The organism is Streptococcus caprae (assembly GCF_042649745.1).
Classification (GTDB): Bacteria; Bacillota; Bacilli; order Lactobacillales; family Streptococcaceae; genus Streptococcus; species Streptococcus caprae.
Genome location: NZ_JBHRZV010000053.1, coordinates 27,162 through 42,240 on the forward strand (window position 1 = coordinate 27,162; position 15,079 = coordinate 42,240).

The following is a 15,079-nucleotide window of genomic DNA, read 5'->3' on the forward strand; positions in this document are numbered from 1 at the left end:
TGTGGTTACTTACAGTTTACACGAAAGAAACTCTATGAGTTTTTTTGTTGCACTATATTTTACAATTTATCAATTATATAGCAAAAATCTGCAAAGGATCTATATGACCTGCTTCTAATAAAGAAAGTTGCACACGGGCAAAGGCCTCCAAATCACGGCTTCGATCCAAATTTCCCATATCAATAGTTTTAAAATGTGATTGATTGAGCAGCGTGATAAGCTTCTCTTTAGCTGACGACGAATCGCCCGCAATCATGACCAGAGGTGATTCAGTAGCAATTACTCTACTTGAAGTAAAGGTAGTATTGAAGGCTTTGATAAATGTTAAATTGGGAAAAAGTTCTGCTAGTTTTAGGCTAGCAGACTGATGTGGTGGAAAAAGAGAAGCCTTTGTCTGGTAATCTAGAGGATTACTAATGTCTATGATAATTTTATTGGTAAAATGGTCTTGATTGGGATAGATGAGACTAACCATATCCTCATAAGGGATTGCAAAAATTACAAACTTACCCTGCACTATTTCTTGTTCTCGTCCAAGGATTTGGACAGAAATTCCAGCCTGTTCAAAATGCCTTGCTAAGGCTTGCCCCATCTTACCTTTGCCAATAATACTAATAGCAGTAGTCATAACTTACTCTTCTCCTCTCACCCCATACTGATAAGGTAACCCCAAATGCTCCCGCAAGGTTTCTCCCTCATAATCCTTATGAAAAACGCCCCGCTCTTGAAGAATTGGTACCACTTCGTCCACAAAGCGGGACAAGTCTACCTCATAGACATCTGGCATGACCCAGAAACCATCAGCAGCTCCTGCATTGAACCAATCGCTCAAGTGGTCCGCAATGTCCTGAGCATTCCCGACTGCCGTCGGGTGGTAGTCGATGACCGAATGATTGACCACTTCACGAAGTGTCCATCCCTCACGTGCCACCTTGATAACATTTTCTGTACGAGGGTCGCTGTATGGTGTGATTTCGATAGCATCTAGGATGTCCGCTGAAATCGGTTTTTCTATATCAGCAGGCGTGAAATCAGTTCCTAACACATAGCTGATGTGGGCAACCCGTTGCAGGAAGGTTCTGTCGTCCAAAAGCGTGGCATGGCGCTCAATAGCGTCTTTTTTACTATCGCCAATGAGCGGCATGACCCCAGCGATAAACTTGATGGCATCAGGCTTGCGCCCATTGGCTACCGCTGCTTTTCGAAGGGCTTGACGCATGGCTTTTCCTTGCTCAATAGTCCAGACCTCACCGACATAAACATCAGCGTATTTGCCAGCAAAGTCAATACTGTTTTGCGAACCGCCTGAGTGGAAGATAACTGGCTGCCCTTGCTTGGAGGGGGGAATTGGTAGGCTACCGCTACTCTTAACATACTGACCCTTGAGATTGACTGCCTTGACCTGATCATAGTCGGCAAATTCCTTGGTTGAATGATTGAGCTTCAAGGCGTCCTCACCCCAGCTTGCCCAGAGATGCTCGACCACTTGGACGAATTCCCCTGCCTTGCCATAGCGGTCAAAGCTTGATGATAAGTCAACACCATAGGCATTAGCACTGACACCGTTAGCACCTGTCACGGCATTCCAAGCTACACGCCCCTCACTCAGAGCATCAAGTGTTTTAAACTGTCTAGCCAGCTCATAAGGATTGGACCATGAGGTCGCTCTGGTAATCCCCATTCCGATGCGGCTTGTGTTGTTGGCAATCATGGTCGCAATCAAGAGGGGATCTAGTCCCATAGTCTGCATATCGCCATTGTCAGTCGCCTTGGTTCCTGGGAAATCACCAAAGAACATAAATTGGAATTTGCCTTTTTCGGCTATCTGAGCAGCCTTTATGTCCATCGAAATATCTGGATACTTTTCTAGTTTTACAGCTGGATCCATCCAAGAACGAAAGTTAAGCCCTGCTGCACCAAACATGGCGAGACCTATTACCATTTGTTTTTGTTCTGTCATACTAAATCCTCAATTCCACGCATTAATTTGTTCATAATCACCGACACAGGTTCAATCTTATCAATCATCGAAATACCTAATCCAAACGAAGCGAATCCCTTGGTCAAATCGCCAAATAGCATACCGTCACGCATACCATTATAACCACGTTGTACTTCATAAATTTCTTCTTCGCTGGCACCTGCCTGACTCATCTCCAAGAGTTTATTTGGAATTTCCCCAGGAAGAGAACGATAGTAAGCAGGAACAGTCCGATAGAGAAGTAAGTCTGAGGCATTAGCTGTCAAGGCTTGCTCCTTAATATTTTGAGCCAAAATAGACTCTTCTGACATCATGAAAGCTGTTCCGACATATAGACCTTCTGCTCCTAGAGCAAAGGCTGCACGAGCAGTCCTATCATCCACAATCCCTCCTGCTGCCATGACAGGTACATGACCTTTAGCTGCATCAACAATCATTGGCACTATAGAGAAAGTACCAATAACCTTTTCTGGAACAGTCCCGCCTTCATCAAAACCCGTGGCCACAATGATGTCTGCACCACCCTGGATAGCTTCTTCTGTATTTTCAATAGTTGGGTTGCTTGCACGAAAGACCACTTTAATCCCTTTTTCATGGAATCGGGCAGTCCATTCAGCAGAAAAAACACCAACCATGACAGCCACCTGAACACCCTCTTCTACCATGAGGTCAAGCATAGGACCGGTGAAAATATCAGTCATAGGATGGCCAGGAGCAACATTGATACCTAGAGGCTTGTCTGTTATTTGACGGGCAATACGAATCTCCCGACGCATATTCTCGATAGTTTCTTCTACAGTTGTTGCTGCTACTTTCTGACCTGCACTAATACCCAGTACGCCTAGTCCTCCTGCTGCACTCACTGCTCCGGCATAATTACCATTTGTCAACCAAGCCAGTGGCCCTTGAATAATTGGTTTTTCAATACCTAAAATGTCTGTAATACGATTTGCCATTTGATTTCTCCTTTGTGCTTTGTTATACTTCAAATATTACAACTGTCATTTAAAATCGTCAAATGACACTTTTAAACTTATTGTCACTTAGATTACACAAAAGGAAGAACTGTCATGGTCAAACTAGACTTACGTTTTGAAAAAACAGAAAAAGCCATACAAGATGCTTTTTTACAGCTCTTGATGGCTAAAGAACTTAGGCAAATTTCAGTTAAAGAAATTTGTCAAAACGCACATATTTCTAGAAATGCTTTCTATCAACATTATGAAACTAAGGAACATCTCTACCAAGCAATCCAAACAGAGATATTACTGGCTATTGAATACGCCTGTAGACCTGTAGCTGAAAATATTGCAGATATAAAGGCGTCTGAAAACCGACAATTTCTAGATAATATCCTGATTGCTGTCAATCAACATCAGGAAAAAATTTACCAATTACTGAAAAGTCAGCCAGCAAATTTTTCACTAGCCTTCCGTGATATGCTCATCCATGCTACAAGCAAAACAAATCAGCAATTTACAAATAATGTCAATCTAGCTTTTATTCACATCTTTTCAGGTGCGGTTGCGTCATTTATTAGCTATTGGTTATTAGAAACTGATTTGACACTACTTGAAGCTCAGGAACAACTGTTTACTACTTTACAGTATTTAAGAAATAGTTGATTTAATTGAACTTAAACACTATACTCATAATCTTCTCCAGGTAAGATTTCATCATCTTTCATAGAAAGATCTACATCTATCTGCTATGGGACTTGTGAGAAAGATAACTAATATATTGGTACTTTTAAATTTAACCTCTCATATACTACCTCAAACATCTTGACTGAGTCTTACACTCTACTCCACTTCATCACTCAACTCCTGTAAGCATTCGTACATGCTCAGCTGTTGCCTGCTGGCATTTTAGACTCTTGCTAGATAAATTATTATAGCTATAATACCTCAAAATCTAATTACAAGTTAAACCAAAAACCTACAGACTTGTCAGCCAAAGATTCAAAACATGGTTACTTCTCCTCCAAAAACCTAAATAATTTTTGAAAAAGATAAATTGCAAGAAAAAGTGCAACAAAAAAACTCACAGAGTTTCTTTCGTGTAAACTGTAAGTAACGACACTAACAGAGCACGAGGAAATCTATGAGCTACTTACATCTTACCATAACTGAGAGAATAAAGATAGAGACTTACTTGGAATTAGGGTTAAAACCTTGCCAGATTGCTAATAAACTAGGTGTTCACAAGTCTACTATTTCAAGAGAACTCCGGCGTTGCCAGACCTCCTACTCTGCAGATTTGGCACAGAAACAGTATGACCAAATGGCTAAACAAAAAGGCAGAAAGTCTTGTCTAACTCCCGAGTTGAAAGAGGAAATTAAGAAAGGTTTGAACGCCTCCTGGTCTCCTGAACAAATCTGTGGTCGCTATCGGCTTGAACACCAGCCAATGGTCGCTTTTAAGACCATCTACAACTGGCTTTATGCTGGTTTGATACAATTAGATTTAAGCGTCCTACGCCGAAAAGGAAAAAGCCGACAACCAAGAGAAACACGGGGAAAATTTACGATTGGCGCACCAATTTCAAAACGCCCTAAAGAAGTCAAGAGTCGTGAGACCTTCGGTCACTGGGAGTTAGATACTGTGGTATCATCAAGAGGTCAAAGCAAGGGATGTTTGGCGACTTTTGTCGAGCGTAAAACACGCTTTTACTTGGCTTTTAAAATGCCAGACAGAACAGCCAAATCCATGTTTTTCAGCGATTGAGCAACTCCTAACCTTATTGCCAAAAGAAGCCTTTAAGTCCTTCACTTCGGATAGGGGAAAGGAATTTGCCTGCTATCCCTTAGTGGAGAAATTAGGCATTCCCTTTTACTTCGCGGATGCTTATTCTTCTTGGCAAAGAGGAAGCAATGAAAACGCCAATGGATTACTGAGAGAATATTTTCCCAAGAAAACAGATTTAGCTGTTATTTCTGATAAGGATTTGGACAAGGCTCTATCTGACATCAATCACCGACCACGAAAATGTTTAGCTTACAGAACAGCTGTTGAAGCTCTCTTGAACGAGTTTAAATAAATGTTGCACTTTTTCTTGCAATTTATCAAAACTAATAAAAATAGTTCTCAGTAGTAACATCTGATTACTATAAAAATCCCACTAGCATATCACTGATGGGATTTTTATAATCTCAGTGTCCAAAATTACCTATAACACCTTTTCCAAATGATACAGCTTGGAGGTAAAATCCCTAACACCGGCATCGAATTCCTCTGTCGATAGGGGGAGACCTGCATGCATCAAGGCATCTCCCGAATAGACTGGACCGCCATTAATTCTGTAGCGAGCCTGAGCTTCTAATCCTTTGAGATAGAGGCGACGATTCCCTTCATTAACTCGTAGGAGACTACGGTAAACACAGACAAAGACTTCTCGACCATCCTCAGAGACTACCTGCCAAGCAGTACTGTCTCCCTCAAATGGACTTAGCAAGCGTGTGAAGGTTCCGTATTGGAAGGTTCTCCGAGCCTTCTTATAAAAAACTATCTGGTCTTTAACCTCTTCAAATTCTTCCTTACTCAATTCAGACAGGTCTAATTCATAACCAAAGGCTCCGAAATAAGCTACATTGGCCCGAGTAGACAGAGGTGTTACCCGATGGACCTGCTGATTAGGCACTGCGGAGATGTGACAACCCATAGCAGACAAAGGATAAACCAGGGAAGTCCCGTACTGAATAGCTAAACGCTCCTGGGCATCTGTATCATCACTGGTCCAGGTTTGAGGGGCATAATAGAGCATACCAGGATCAAATCGAGCACCACCGCTTGAACAAGATTCAAAGAGAATATGTGGAAATTCACTCGTCAACTGTTCATACAAACGATAAAGATTGAGGATATAGCGATGGAAAATCTCTCCCTGTCTTTCCTTATCTTGTGTCACGCTAAAGACTTCCGTCATGTAGCGGTTCATATCCCACTTGATATAGTCAATATCATATTGACTCAAAAGAGTATGCAGTTGTTGGTAAATATTTTGATAGACATCCTCTCTTGAAAGGTCTAGGGTAAATTGATGTCTACCCGGTGATTGACTTCGATTAGGGTGATGGAAAATCCAATCTGGATGCTTCCGATAGAGTTGGCTATCCTTATTGACCATTTCAGGCTCAATCCACAAACCAAAACGCATGCCCATCTCATGAACTTTTTCAACAATCCCTGTCAGACCATTTGGCAGTTTTTCCATATTAACCTGCCAGTCACCTAGGCCAGCACGATCGTGATTTCTCTCTCCAAACCAGCCATCATCCATGACAAACAACTCTACTCCTACTTCAGAAGCCTTTTGAGCTAGAGTCAGAATACGTTCCTCATCAAAATCAAAGGTCATGGCCTCCCAGTTGTTGAGCAAAATTGGACGTTCCTTGTCTCTCCATTCTCCTCTGGCTAGACGTTTTTGATAGAGACTATGGTAGGTCTGACTCATCTGGTTTAAACCACCATCGCTATAAACCATGACCACTTCTGGTGTTTGGAAGGTTTCTCCTGCTTGGAGTTTCCATTCAAAACGTTCTGGATGAATTCCCAGAATGACCCTAGTCTGTTGGTAGGGGGATACATCCACTTGGGCTAGAAAGTTACCACTGTAAACCAGAGAAAAACCTAGAACTTCTCCTTGGTGTTCATCTGCTGTCGGTCTAGCTAGGGCTAAGAATGGATTATGCTCAGCGCTACTAGCTCCCTTAAGGCTATAGACAGATTGAATTCCTTGATGGAGAGCGCTTCTTTGTAGATGACGTTCCCTGCTCCAAGCCCCATCTAAATGAATCCAGTCGTAGTTGCTATCTGGCAAATCCAAATTCATGGACAAGGCACGCTTGAGTCGAATGGTTTGTTGCCCATACTGTTCAAAACGGGCACTACGCGTCACTACGGACTGTTTTTCATAAATACTATAGAGCAAATATAAGCGAGTTTCAGAAACCCTATCCACGAGGCTTATTTCCAATGAAGTGGCCTCATCTGAATTTTCAACATAAGTAACTGGCAAACCTTCTAGAGACTCTTTTCCTGAAAAAATTCGGAAAGAATCAAAAGTAAAATGAGAAAGCTGGCTACCATCTTCTTGACCAAGCAGAAAAGCTGGCTGAGCAAAGTCCCCTGTTCCATAAGAAGCATACTCTTGCCTGGTATGTTGTAGGGAAAAGGTCGGATCATCCTCAAAAACATAGGAAGTTAGCGGACGATTTTTATTTTCCAACAAATGCCCATAAGTATCATCTGTGCTAACACGTTTGCCAAAATAAAGGTTACCAATATGCCCATTGGGTAGCACACACAGGATATAGCTCAGACGATCATTAAAAAGATGAAACTCCTTTTCCTCTTCCTTAAAAAGAATACCCATAGCAACCCCCTATAACTTGCCGCCTGATGTCGCAATACCTTGTACAAACTGTTTCTGGAAGATGATGTAAATGACCACCATCGGCCAAATGGCCAGTACACTTGCCGCCATCAGTTGCGGATAGTTAACGGAGTAGGCACCTTGGATTTTTGAAAGGGCGCTTGAGAGGGTCGCTGCATCTGCTTCGGAGTTGATAATCAAGGGCCATAGAAGATCCTTGAAGGCAAAGAGGGCTGTAAAGATCCCCAGGGCAATCAAGCCAGACTTGGCCAGCGGCAACATCACCCGGAAAAAGGTTTGGCCGATATTGCAGCCATCCAGCTCTGCCGCTTCTTCCAACTCTTTTGGCAAACCTGCAAAAAACTGTCTCAGCAAGAAGGTACCAAAGGCCGACACCAAACCTGGGAAGACCAGGGCGAAAATGGTGTTGCGCATGCCCATTTGATTGACCATCAAAAACTGTGGAATGACAAAGATTTGTGAGGGTACCATCATCTGGAAGAGCACCAAGCCAAACAGGAAGTTTCTTCCCTTGAACTCCAGACGGGCAAAGGCGTAGGCCGCCATGGCACTAAAGAGGACGGAGCTGACAATCCGCCATAGCATCATTAAAATCGTATTCACGTACAGGGTGAAGAAGTCGTTGGTACGAATCACCTCTGTATAGTTTCTCGTTTGCCAGACTGCAGGAAACAGTCGGAAAGGATTCATCTGGGTGGACTCTGAGATGGTTTTGAAGGAGGTCAAGACCATCCACACAAAGGGAACAATCATTCCCAAAGCCACTAGAATCAAGAATCCGTGAATCCCAATAGCAGTCAGATATTTTTTTTGTTTCATACTCTTCCTCCCTATCTATAGTGGACCCATCTCTTCTGAACCTTCATCTGAACAAAGGTGATCATCATAATGATGAGTAAGAGCAGCATGATGATGGTCGAACCATAGCCCTTGTCAGAATACTTGAAGGAGTTATTGTAGAAAAGATAGACAAGAGAAACCGTCTTCTGATAAGCCGGACTCGTATTGCTCACCATCATGTAAATCCCATCGAAGACCTGCATGGCTGAAATAACACTGGTGACAACGACAAAAAAGAGGGTTGGGGACAGCATCGGCAGGGTAATGTAGAAAAATTGCTTGATGCCACTGGCCCCGTCAATGGTCGCTGATTCGTAGTAATCTTTCGGAATCTCTTGGAGACCTGCCAAAATCAAAATCATGGCGTAACCGACTGAACTCCAAATCCCAATGATCGCAATAGAATAAAGGGCGATTGATGGGTTTTCAATCCAGTTGACCTTTCCAATGCCGAATTGCCCTAGGATATAGTTAATGAGACCATAATTGGTATTGTAGAGCCATCTCCAGACCATGGTCACCGCAGCGGGTGCCGCTACCATGGGCAGGAAATAAATGGTCCGATAGATGTGTTTGCCCTTGATCTTTGAATTGAGCAAGACCGCCAAAATCGTTGCAAACACAACCGTTGCAGGCACGACCACGATGGTGTAACGAATCGTATTCCAAGTCGCTTGCCAGACCTCAGGATCGGCAAAGAGTTTTTGATAATTGCTTAAACCCACAAAAATCTCACCCTTACCAAAGTCTCCGCTTCTGTAAAAGCTCATCTTAAGAGTCTGGATAATCGGAATGATGTTCAGAATCAACAAACCAATAATGGTTGGTGCCACCATACCCAGTCCCCATAAGAGCTGATCTCGTTTCTTTTTCTTATGCATACAATCTCCTTTAACAAAACAGAGGGAGCTACCACTCCCCCTGCCTCATCAACTAGACTTATTTTTCCAAAGCCAATTCTTCGTTCATCATCTTCGCCATTTTGGCTGCTGCTTCCTTCACAGTCTCTTCGCCCAAGTAAGCTTGCTTGTACAGTTCGTCAGCTTTTGATTCCCACTTAGTGGTCACGTTTGAGTAAGGACGAATTTGTGCGTAGTCATCCATGTCGATGAAGTTCTTGATTGCAAAGTTTTTGTTGGAGTTTACCCAAGTATCTGCAGTACCTTCATAGGCTGAGATGGCAACACCCAGTTCAGCTTGCATTTCTTGACCTTCTTTGGATCCGAGGAATTCAACCCATTTCCAAGAAGCTTCAGGGTTTTTGGTGTTAGCTGCAACTGCGTTACCCAAACCGTTGAAGATAGTAGCACGTTTTTTACCTTTTGGCAAAACAGCTACATCAAAGTTTTCACGGATGTAGTCATCGTTGGTGAGACCTGACAAGTTCCAAGAACCAAATACTGCCATAGCAACTTGTCCATTACGAAGAAGGTCCCAACGCTCAGAGTCTTCTGTCACTTTTGGAGAAAGCCCTTCGCTTACAAAGCTAGTGTAGTATTCCAAGGCTTCGATAGTTTTTGGATCGTCGTAGCCTGAAACCTTATCTTCTGTGATAACAGTTCCTTCGTTTTGGTAGATGAAGTTGTAGAAACCTTCTTGGTTGATCAGCGGTGCCAAGAAACCATATTGGCTGCCATCACCCTTGGTCAATTTCTTAGCGGTATCTTTCAGAGTTGTCCAATCCCATGTATCATCTGGGTAAGCAATACCCGCTTGATCAAACAAGGTTTTGTTGTAGATAAGAGCGATGGTATCGTAATCTTTTGGAATAGCGTATTGGCTACCATTGACATTGTAGATACCAGTCAAGCCTTCTGGGTATTTACTCAAGTCTATCAAGTCGCTCTTCTTGATGTAATCGTCTAAATTCAACAACATCTCATTTGAACCGTAGCGATAGATTTCATTTGAATGCATCCAGAAGGTATCTGGCAAGGAACCTCCTGTTGCTCCTGCTTCCAACATGGTCCAGTAAGCATCCCATTCAACCACTTGAATATCCACTTTGATATTTGGATTTTTTTCTTCAAACTTATCTGCAATCTTACGAATACCTGGTTCCTGTCCAGAATCCCAAATGGCATAAGAAACGGTGGTTTGTTTTCCGGAATCAGCTGACTCGGTGGGTTTTGCTTCTTCCTTACTAGAGCCACAAGCTACCAATGCAAGTACAGAGGCAGCTAAAGTAATGGTTTTTCCCATTTTTCTCATCAACATAAAATTGACTCCTTTTCGTTATTACCTTTTAGAAAGGTTTAGTGTTTTGTTATCTTTATTCTATCAGGAAAACGCTTACTTTTACATGTCAATTATTGACTTAAAATATATTATTTTTTATAATTAATTGTTTTATTTCATATAAAATGTCACAATTTCATATTTTATGGTATAATGGTAAGTGTTTACAAGAGTATGTTAGAGGAATTATTTGATGGCAAAAGTAGAATTTTATCTTTTTAATAATCAATCCTATATTGATCTTTTTCCTATCCAGTTTGGTCGAGAAGAGTGTGAACCCCTGCATTCTTTCGGCCCAGCTACACGAAAACATTATCTCTTCCACTATATTATTTCAGGCAAGGGAACCTTCTATATTTCGGGGCAGGACAAGGCTTATAACCTATCAGCTGGTCAAGGTTTCTTGATTTGGCCAGACTTAATTTGTAGCTATGAAGCGGATAAAAATGATCCCTGGGCCTATATGTGGGTTGAATTTGATGGTTTAAAAAGCGAGCATTTCTTGAAGTTGGCTGGCCTTAGTAAGCATCAACCGATCTTTAACCAAACTACTTCTCCTACAGAAAGTCCTGTTTATCAAGAAATGAATCTCTTGCTAAAGAATCACGATAAACGCAGTGCCTTCATTATTTCCCATCTTTATCTGTTTCTAAATGCCGTCATCGACTTATCGATGAGCCAACATCCCATCACCCACAACGATATCACAGAACTCTATATTCGAGAAGCGGTAAACTTTATTGAACGCCATTACCAGGAATCTATTACAGTTGATGATATGGCCAATCACTGTAACCTCAATAAACATTATTTCAGTCGACTCTTTAAAAAGGAACTCAATACTTCCCCTCAACAATTCCTCATCCAATATCGCCTCAGCAAGTCCTGTGAACTGTTGCGTAATACAACCTTATCCTTACATGATATTGCTATAAAAGTTGGCTACTCTAACCAATTTAACTATTCTACTGCTTTCAAACGACAATACTTGCAAAGTCCTAAAATATGGCGCAAAGAGAATAGCCATCTAATTGACTCTGGAGATTCTACAGAATGACCCATTTAAAAATACTATTCGGTCTTCTTGGAGGAGTAAGCAAAAAACCGCATGAAAAAAATTTTCAGCGGTTTTTTTATATGATAAATTGCAAGAAAAAGTGCAACATTTATTTAAACTCGTTCAAGAGAGCTTCGACAGCTGTTCTGTAAGCTAAACATTTTCGTGGTCGGTGATTGATGTCAGATAGAGCCTTGTCCAAATCCTTATCAGGAATAACAGCTAAATCTGTTTTCTTGGGAAAATACTCTCTCAGTAATCCATTGGCGTTTTCATTGCTTCCTCTTTGCCAAGAAGAGTAAGCATCTGCGAAGTAAAAGGGAATGCCTAATTTCTCCACTAAGGGATAGCAGGCAAATTCCTTTCCCCTATCCGAAGTGAACGTTTTAAAGGCTTCTTTTGGCAATAAGGTTAGGAGTTGCTCAATAGCTGAAAACATGGATTTGGCTGTTCTGTCTGGCATTTTAAAAGCCAAGTAAAAGCGTGTTTTTCGCTCTACAAAAGTCGCCAAACATCCCTTGCTTTGACCTCTTGATGACACCACGGTATCTAACTCCCAGTGGCCGAAGGTATCACGACTCTTGACCTCTTTAGGGCGTTTTGAAATTGGTGTGCCAATCGTAAATTTCCCTCGTGTTTCTCTGGGTTGTCGGCTTTTTCCTTTTCGGCGTAGGACGCTTAAATCTAATTGTATCAAACCAGCATAAAGCCAGTTGTAGATGGTCTTGAAAGCGACCATTGGCTGGTGTTTAAGGCGATAGCGACCACAGATTTGTTCAGGAGACCAGGAGGCGTTCAAACCTTTCTCAATCTTTGTTTTCAACTCCGGTGTCAAACAAGACTTTCTGCCTTTTTGTTTAGCCATTTGGTCATAATGTTTCTGTGCCAAATCTGCAGAGTAGGAGGTCTGACATCGTCTTAACTCTCTGGAGATGGTAGACCGATGAACGCCTAATTTTCGGGCAATCTTGCAAGGTTTTAACCCTAATTCCAAATAAGTCTCTATCTTTATTCTCTCAGTTATGGTAAGATGTAAGTAGCTCATAGATTTCCTCGTGCTCTGTTAGTGTGGTTACTTACAGTTTACACGAAAGAAACTCTATGAGTTTTTTTGTTGCACTATATTTCACAATTTATCATGGTAAAATAATCAATAAAAAGGAGTTTTACGATGCCATTTGTAAAAATTGAATTGTTTGAAGGGCGCACAGAGGAGCAAAAGGTTGCCCTTGCCCGCGAGGTTGCTGAGGTGGTTTCACGAAATACCAATGCTCCGCTATCTGCCATCCATGTCTTTATCAATGATATGCCGGAAGGAACCTACTATCCACAAGGCGAGATGAAGCGTAAATAAAAAAACAGCGTGATGCTAACTTAAGCAGTAGCAGGTCACGCTGTTTTTTTATTTTCTAAAGACTATCTCCGTTCCAGATGGAGTTTTTAACCACAACATAGTTGACCTTGGTTAAACTAGCAAGGTCACGTCCACCAGCGTAGGAAATTGAAGATTGAAGATCCTGTTGCATTTCAGTTAAGGTATCTGCAATATGGCCCTTGGCTGGGAGGAGAATTTTCTTACCTTCAACGTTTTTGTGCTCCCCTTTTTGGTACTCAGAGGCAGAGCCGAAATATTCCTTGAAAGCTTCTCCGTCAACCTCAACAGTTTTTCCAGGGCTTTCGATATGACCAGCAAAGAGTGACCCAATCATGACCATGCTTGCCCCAAAGCGAATGGACTTTGCAATGTCTCCATGAGTCCGGATGCCGCCGTCAGCAATAATTGGCTTACTAGCGGCCTTAGCACACCAACGCAGAGCGGCTAATTGCCAACCACCAGTACCAAAGCCCGTTTTTACCTTGGTGATGCAGACCTTACCTGGACCAATACCGACTTTGGTCGCATCTGCACCCGCATTTTCAAGTTCACGAACTGCCTCGGGAGTCCCGACGTTTCCAGCAATGACAAAGGTCTCAGGAAGTTCTTTTTTAATATGCTTGATCATGTTGATGACACTATCCGCATGACCATGAGCAATATCAATGGTGATAAATTCTGGTGCATCATCCTTAAGAGAGCTGACAAAGTCATATTCGTAGTCCTTGACCCCTACAGAAATAGACGCAATCAGACCTTGTTCATGCATACGGGAGATGAAAGGCTTCCGCCCAGCTTCATCAAAACGGTGCATGATGTAGAAATAACCCTCTTTCGCCAACTGCTCTGCCAATGGCTCATCAATAATGGTCTGCATGTTGGCTGGAACGACAGGGAGCTTAAAGGTATGGCCACCCAAGGTTGTCGTCGTATCTGCCTCTGAACGACTGGAAATAATGCACTTATTGGGAATGAGCTGGATATCCTCATAGTCAAAAACCGGCATATCATTGAACATAAAAAGTCCTCTCCCACCAGACGGCAGGCAAAGAGGACGTCAACTTTTAGTCACATCTAGCCTGAAAACGCCTATCGGCAGGTTTCTATTCTAAATTGACCTTCCTATAACTCTGGCAATAGCAGAGCATCGCTAGGTAAAAACTTACCCTTCCATCATTATTTTAAACCAAAGTTTGGGTTTTGTCAAATTTAAATCCACAAAAAAATATATCGTTCGCTTTTTAGGCAGGATTAGATTAACTGAGCAAGCCTAATTTTTCAAAGGCCTTGTAGAGACCGTCTTCTTCGACATCGTCCGTCACCATATCTGCCATTGCAAGGATTTCTGGTCCCCCATTGCCCATAGATACACCAATCTCACAGTATTCCAACATTGGAATATCAATCTTGGCATCTCCAAAGGCTATCGTATCCTTCCGCTCCAGACCAAGGTGGTCCAGAATAACTTGCACCGCATGAGCCTTGTTAATGTCCTTAACCCCTAAATCTCCAAAGAGGGCTGTCTCTCCACGGCCACCCCAGGTATGAGCTTCTAGATTTGGGAAGGCCTCTATCGAATCCAGATGATCTTGATAAGAATCCAAGACAAAGCTAACCTTATTAAGGTCATCACGATAGAGCTCGCCACCAAAAATCATACCATGCATGACATCTTCCACTTCCAAGTCCTTGAGCTGTTCTTCAGACATTCCTTTAGAGCGGCAATAAGTTTTGACCGTTTCACGCGCCCGCTCTCGGAAATTTTCAGAAGCAAAGAGACCGTTGTTGGACTCCAAGTAAAATTCCAAACCACGCCCATGGAGCCAGTCTACAATGGCTTTTGAATCTTCTGCTGAAATCAACTGATGCATGAGGACCTGCTCGTGGTGTTCAACGTAGGAACCATTACCACCAATCATGCCATCGAGGCCGATATCCCAGAGTTCAGGTTGCATCTCTGCTCGACTGCGTCCTGTACAAACATAAACCAAATGCCCCTTGTCACGCGCCTGACGAATGGCTTTAATCGCAGACTCAGGAATACGGTTATGGTAGTCCACCAAGGTTCCGTCAACGTCTAAGAAAATAACTTTAGTCATGAGAAAAACTCCTTTGTGATTGATACTTATATTATACCCCAAAGAAAAATGAGAAAGATAGTATTATCCTCCTCATTACTGGTATTATCCTATG

General features: G+C 42.3%; 13 protein-coding genes and 1 pseudogene. 4 read left to right on the top strand and 10 right to left on the bottom strand.

Annotation, left to right across the window (positions count from 1 at the left end):
• Positions 1-73: 73 nt before the first annotated feature.
• From ACFORF_RS10615 to ACFORF_RS10625, 3 genes are read right to left on the bottom strand one after another with little or no spacing between them, the layout of a single operon-like run.
• Positions 74-628 carry an NADPH-dependent F420 reductase gene (locus tag ACFORF_RS10615; RefSeq protein ID WP_380428026.1) on the bottom strand — a complete coding sequence of 185 codons (555 nt, stop codon included), beginning with the start codon at positions 626-628 and terminating at the stop codon, positions 74-76.
• Positions 629-631: 3 nt separating this feature from the next.
• Positions 632-1,960 (bottom strand): NtaA/DmoA family FMN-dependent monooxygenase, encoded by a 1,329-nt coding sequence (locus tag ACFORF_RS10620; protein WP_380428028.1) that lies wholly within the window; start codon positions 1,958-1,960, stop codon positions 632-634.
• Positions 1,957-2,937 carry an NAD(P)H-dependent flavin oxidoreductase gene (locus ACFORF_RS10625; protein WP_380428030.1) on the bottom strand — a complete coding sequence of 327 codons (981 nt, stop codon included), beginning with the start codon at positions 2,935-2,937 and terminating at the stop codon, positions 1,957-1,959. The genes ACFORF_RS10620 and ACFORF_RS10625 overlap by 4 nt, the downstream gene beginning before the upstream one ends.
• A 114-nt stretch (positions 2,938-3,051) precedes the next feature.
• Between ACFORF_RS10625 and ACFORF_RS10630 the strand changes: the two genes are divergently transcribed.
• Positions 3,052-3,606: a TetR/AcrR family transcriptional regulator gene (locus ACFORF_RS10630; RefSeq protein WP_380428032.1), complete on the top strand. Its 555-nt coding sequence runs from the start codon at positions 3,052-3,054 to the stop codon at positions 3,604-3,606.
• Positions 3,607-4,084: 478 nt separating this feature from the next.
• Positions 4,085-5,021, top strand: a pseudogene (locus ACFORF_RS10635) (IS30 family transposase).
• A gap of 129 nt (positions 5,022-5,150) precedes the next feature.
• On the opposite strand, the gene ACFORF_RS10640 reads toward ACFORF_RS10635, so the two are convergent.
• Genes ACFORF_RS10640 through ACFORF_RS10655 form a run of 4 tightly spaced genes read right to left on the bottom strand, consistent with a single transcriptional unit; the run spans position 5,151 to position 10,427 of the window.
• Complete coding sequence (locus ACFORF_RS10640; RefSeq protein WP_380428034.1) at positions 5,151-7,355, bottom strand: alpha-galactosidase; 2,205 nt, start codon at positions 7,353-7,355, stop codon at positions 5,151-5,153.
• A 9-nt stretch (positions 7,356-7,364) separates the two neighbouring features.
• Entirely contained in the window at positions 7,365-8,195 is an 831-nt protein-coding gene (locus ACFORF_RS10645; protein ID WP_380428036.1) for a carbohydrate ABC transporter permease, read from the bottom strand.
• Positions 8,196-8,206: 11 nt separating this feature from the next.
• Positions 8,207-9,097, bottom strand: coding sequence for a carbohydrate ABC transporter permease (locus ACFORF_RS10650; protein ID WP_380428038.1), 891 nt, complete (start codon positions 9,095-9,097; stop codon positions 8,207-8,209).
• Positions 9,098-9,155: 58 nt separating this feature from the next.
• Complete coding sequence (locus tag ACFORF_RS10655) at positions 9,156-10,427, bottom strand: sugar ABC transporter substrate-binding protein (RefSeq protein ID WP_380428228.1); 1,272 nt, start codon at positions 10,425-10,427, stop codon at positions 9,156-9,158.
• 220 nt (positions 10,428-10,647) lie between these two features.
• Here ACFORF_RS10655 and ACFORF_RS10660 point away from each other — a divergent pair, with 220 nt between their 5' ends.
• Complete coding sequence (locus tag ACFORF_RS10660) at positions 10,648-11,511, top strand: AraC family transcriptional regulator (protein ID WP_380428040.1); 864 nt, start codon at positions 10,648-10,650, stop codon at positions 11,509-11,511.
• A gap of 109 nt (positions 11,512-11,620) precedes the next feature.
• Here the strand turns inward: ACFORF_RS10660 and ACFORF_RS10665 are convergent, their stop codons facing one another.
• Positions 11,621-12,556, bottom strand: a complete 936-nt coding sequence (locus tag ACFORF_RS10665) for an IS30 family transposase (protein ID WP_380428042.1) — start codon at positions 12,554-12,556, stop codon at positions 11,621-11,623.
• Between the two features lie 126 nt (positions 12,557-12,682).
• Here ACFORF_RS10665 and ACFORF_RS10670 point away from each other — a divergent pair, with 126 nt between their 5' ends.
• Positions 12,683-12,865 carry a 4-oxalocrotonate tautomerase gene (locus tag ACFORF_RS10670; protein WP_380428044.1) on the top strand — a complete coding sequence of 61 codons (183 nt, stop codon included), beginning with the start codon at positions 12,683-12,685 and terminating at the stop codon, positions 12,863-12,865.
• Positions 12,866-12,920: 55 nt separating this feature from the next.
• On the opposite strand, the gene guaC is transcribed toward ACFORF_RS10670, so the two are convergent.
• Positions 12,921-13,904 carry a GMP reductase gene (gene guaC, locus ACFORF_RS10675; protein WP_380428046.1) on the bottom strand — a complete coding sequence of 328 codons (984 nt, stop codon included), beginning with the start codon at positions 13,902-13,904 and terminating at the stop codon, positions 12,921-12,923.
• A gap of 238 nt (positions 13,905-14,142) precedes the next feature.
• Positions 14,143-14,985 carry an HAD family hydrolase gene (locus ACFORF_RS10680; RefSeq protein ID WP_380428048.1) on the bottom strand — a complete coding sequence of 281 codons (843 nt, stop codon included), beginning with the start codon at positions 14,983-14,985 and terminating at the stop codon, positions 14,143-14,145.
• Positions 14,986-15,079 lie beyond the last annotated feature (94 nt).

Bases quoted from the DNA above. Each gene is read 5' to 3' on its own strand.
- ACFORF_RS10615 (WP_380428026.1), bottom strand. From the start codon at position 628: ATGACTACTGCTATTAGTATTATTGGCAAAGGTAAGATGGGGCAAGCC.
- ACFORF_RS10620 (WP_380428028.1), bottom strand. From the start codon at position 1,960: ATGACAGAACAAAAACAAATGGTAATAGGTCTCGCCATGTTTGGTGCA.
- ACFORF_RS10625 (WP_380428030.1), bottom strand. From the start codon at position 2,937: ATGGCAAATCGTATTACAGACATTTTAGGTATTGAAAAACCAATTATT.
- ACFORF_RS10630 (WP_380428032.1), top strand. From the start codon at position 3,052: ATGGTCAAACTAGACTTACGTTTTGAAAAAACAGAAAAAGCCATACAA.
- ACFORF_RS10640 (WP_380428034.1), bottom strand. From the start codon at position 7,355: ATGGGTATTCTTTTTAAGGAAGAGGAAAAGGAGTTTCATCTTTTTAAT.
- ACFORF_RS10645 (WP_380428036.1), bottom strand. From the start codon at position 8,195: ATGAAACAAAAAAAATATCTGACTGCTATTGGGATTCACGGATTCTTG.
- ACFORF_RS10650 (WP_380428038.1), bottom strand. From the start codon at position 9,097: ATGCATAAGAAAAAGAAACGAGATCAGCTCTTATGGGGACTGGGTATG.
- ACFORF_RS10655 (WP_380428228.1), bottom strand. From the start codon at position 10,427: ATGAGAAAAATGGGAAAAACCATTACTTTAGCTGCCTCTGTACTTGCA.
- ACFORF_RS10660 (WP_380428040.1), top strand. From the start codon at position 10,648: ATGGCAAAAGTAGAATTTTATCTTTTTAATAATCAATCCTATATTGAT.
- ACFORF_RS10665 (WP_380428042.1), bottom strand. From the start codon at position 12,556: ATGAGCTACTTACATCTTACCATAACTGAGAGAATAAAGATAGAGACT.
- ACFORF_RS10670 (WP_380428044.1), top strand. From the start codon at position 12,683: ATGCCATTTGTAAAAATTGAATTGTTTGAAGGGCGCACAGAGGAGCAA.
- guaC (WP_380428046.1), bottom strand. From the start codon at position 13,904: ATGTTCAATGATATGCCGGTTTTTGACTATGAGGATATCCAGCTCATT.
- ACFORF_RS10680 (WP_380428048.1), bottom strand. From the start codon at position 14,985: ATGACTAAAGTTATTTTCTTAGACGTTGACGGAACCTTGGTGGACTAC.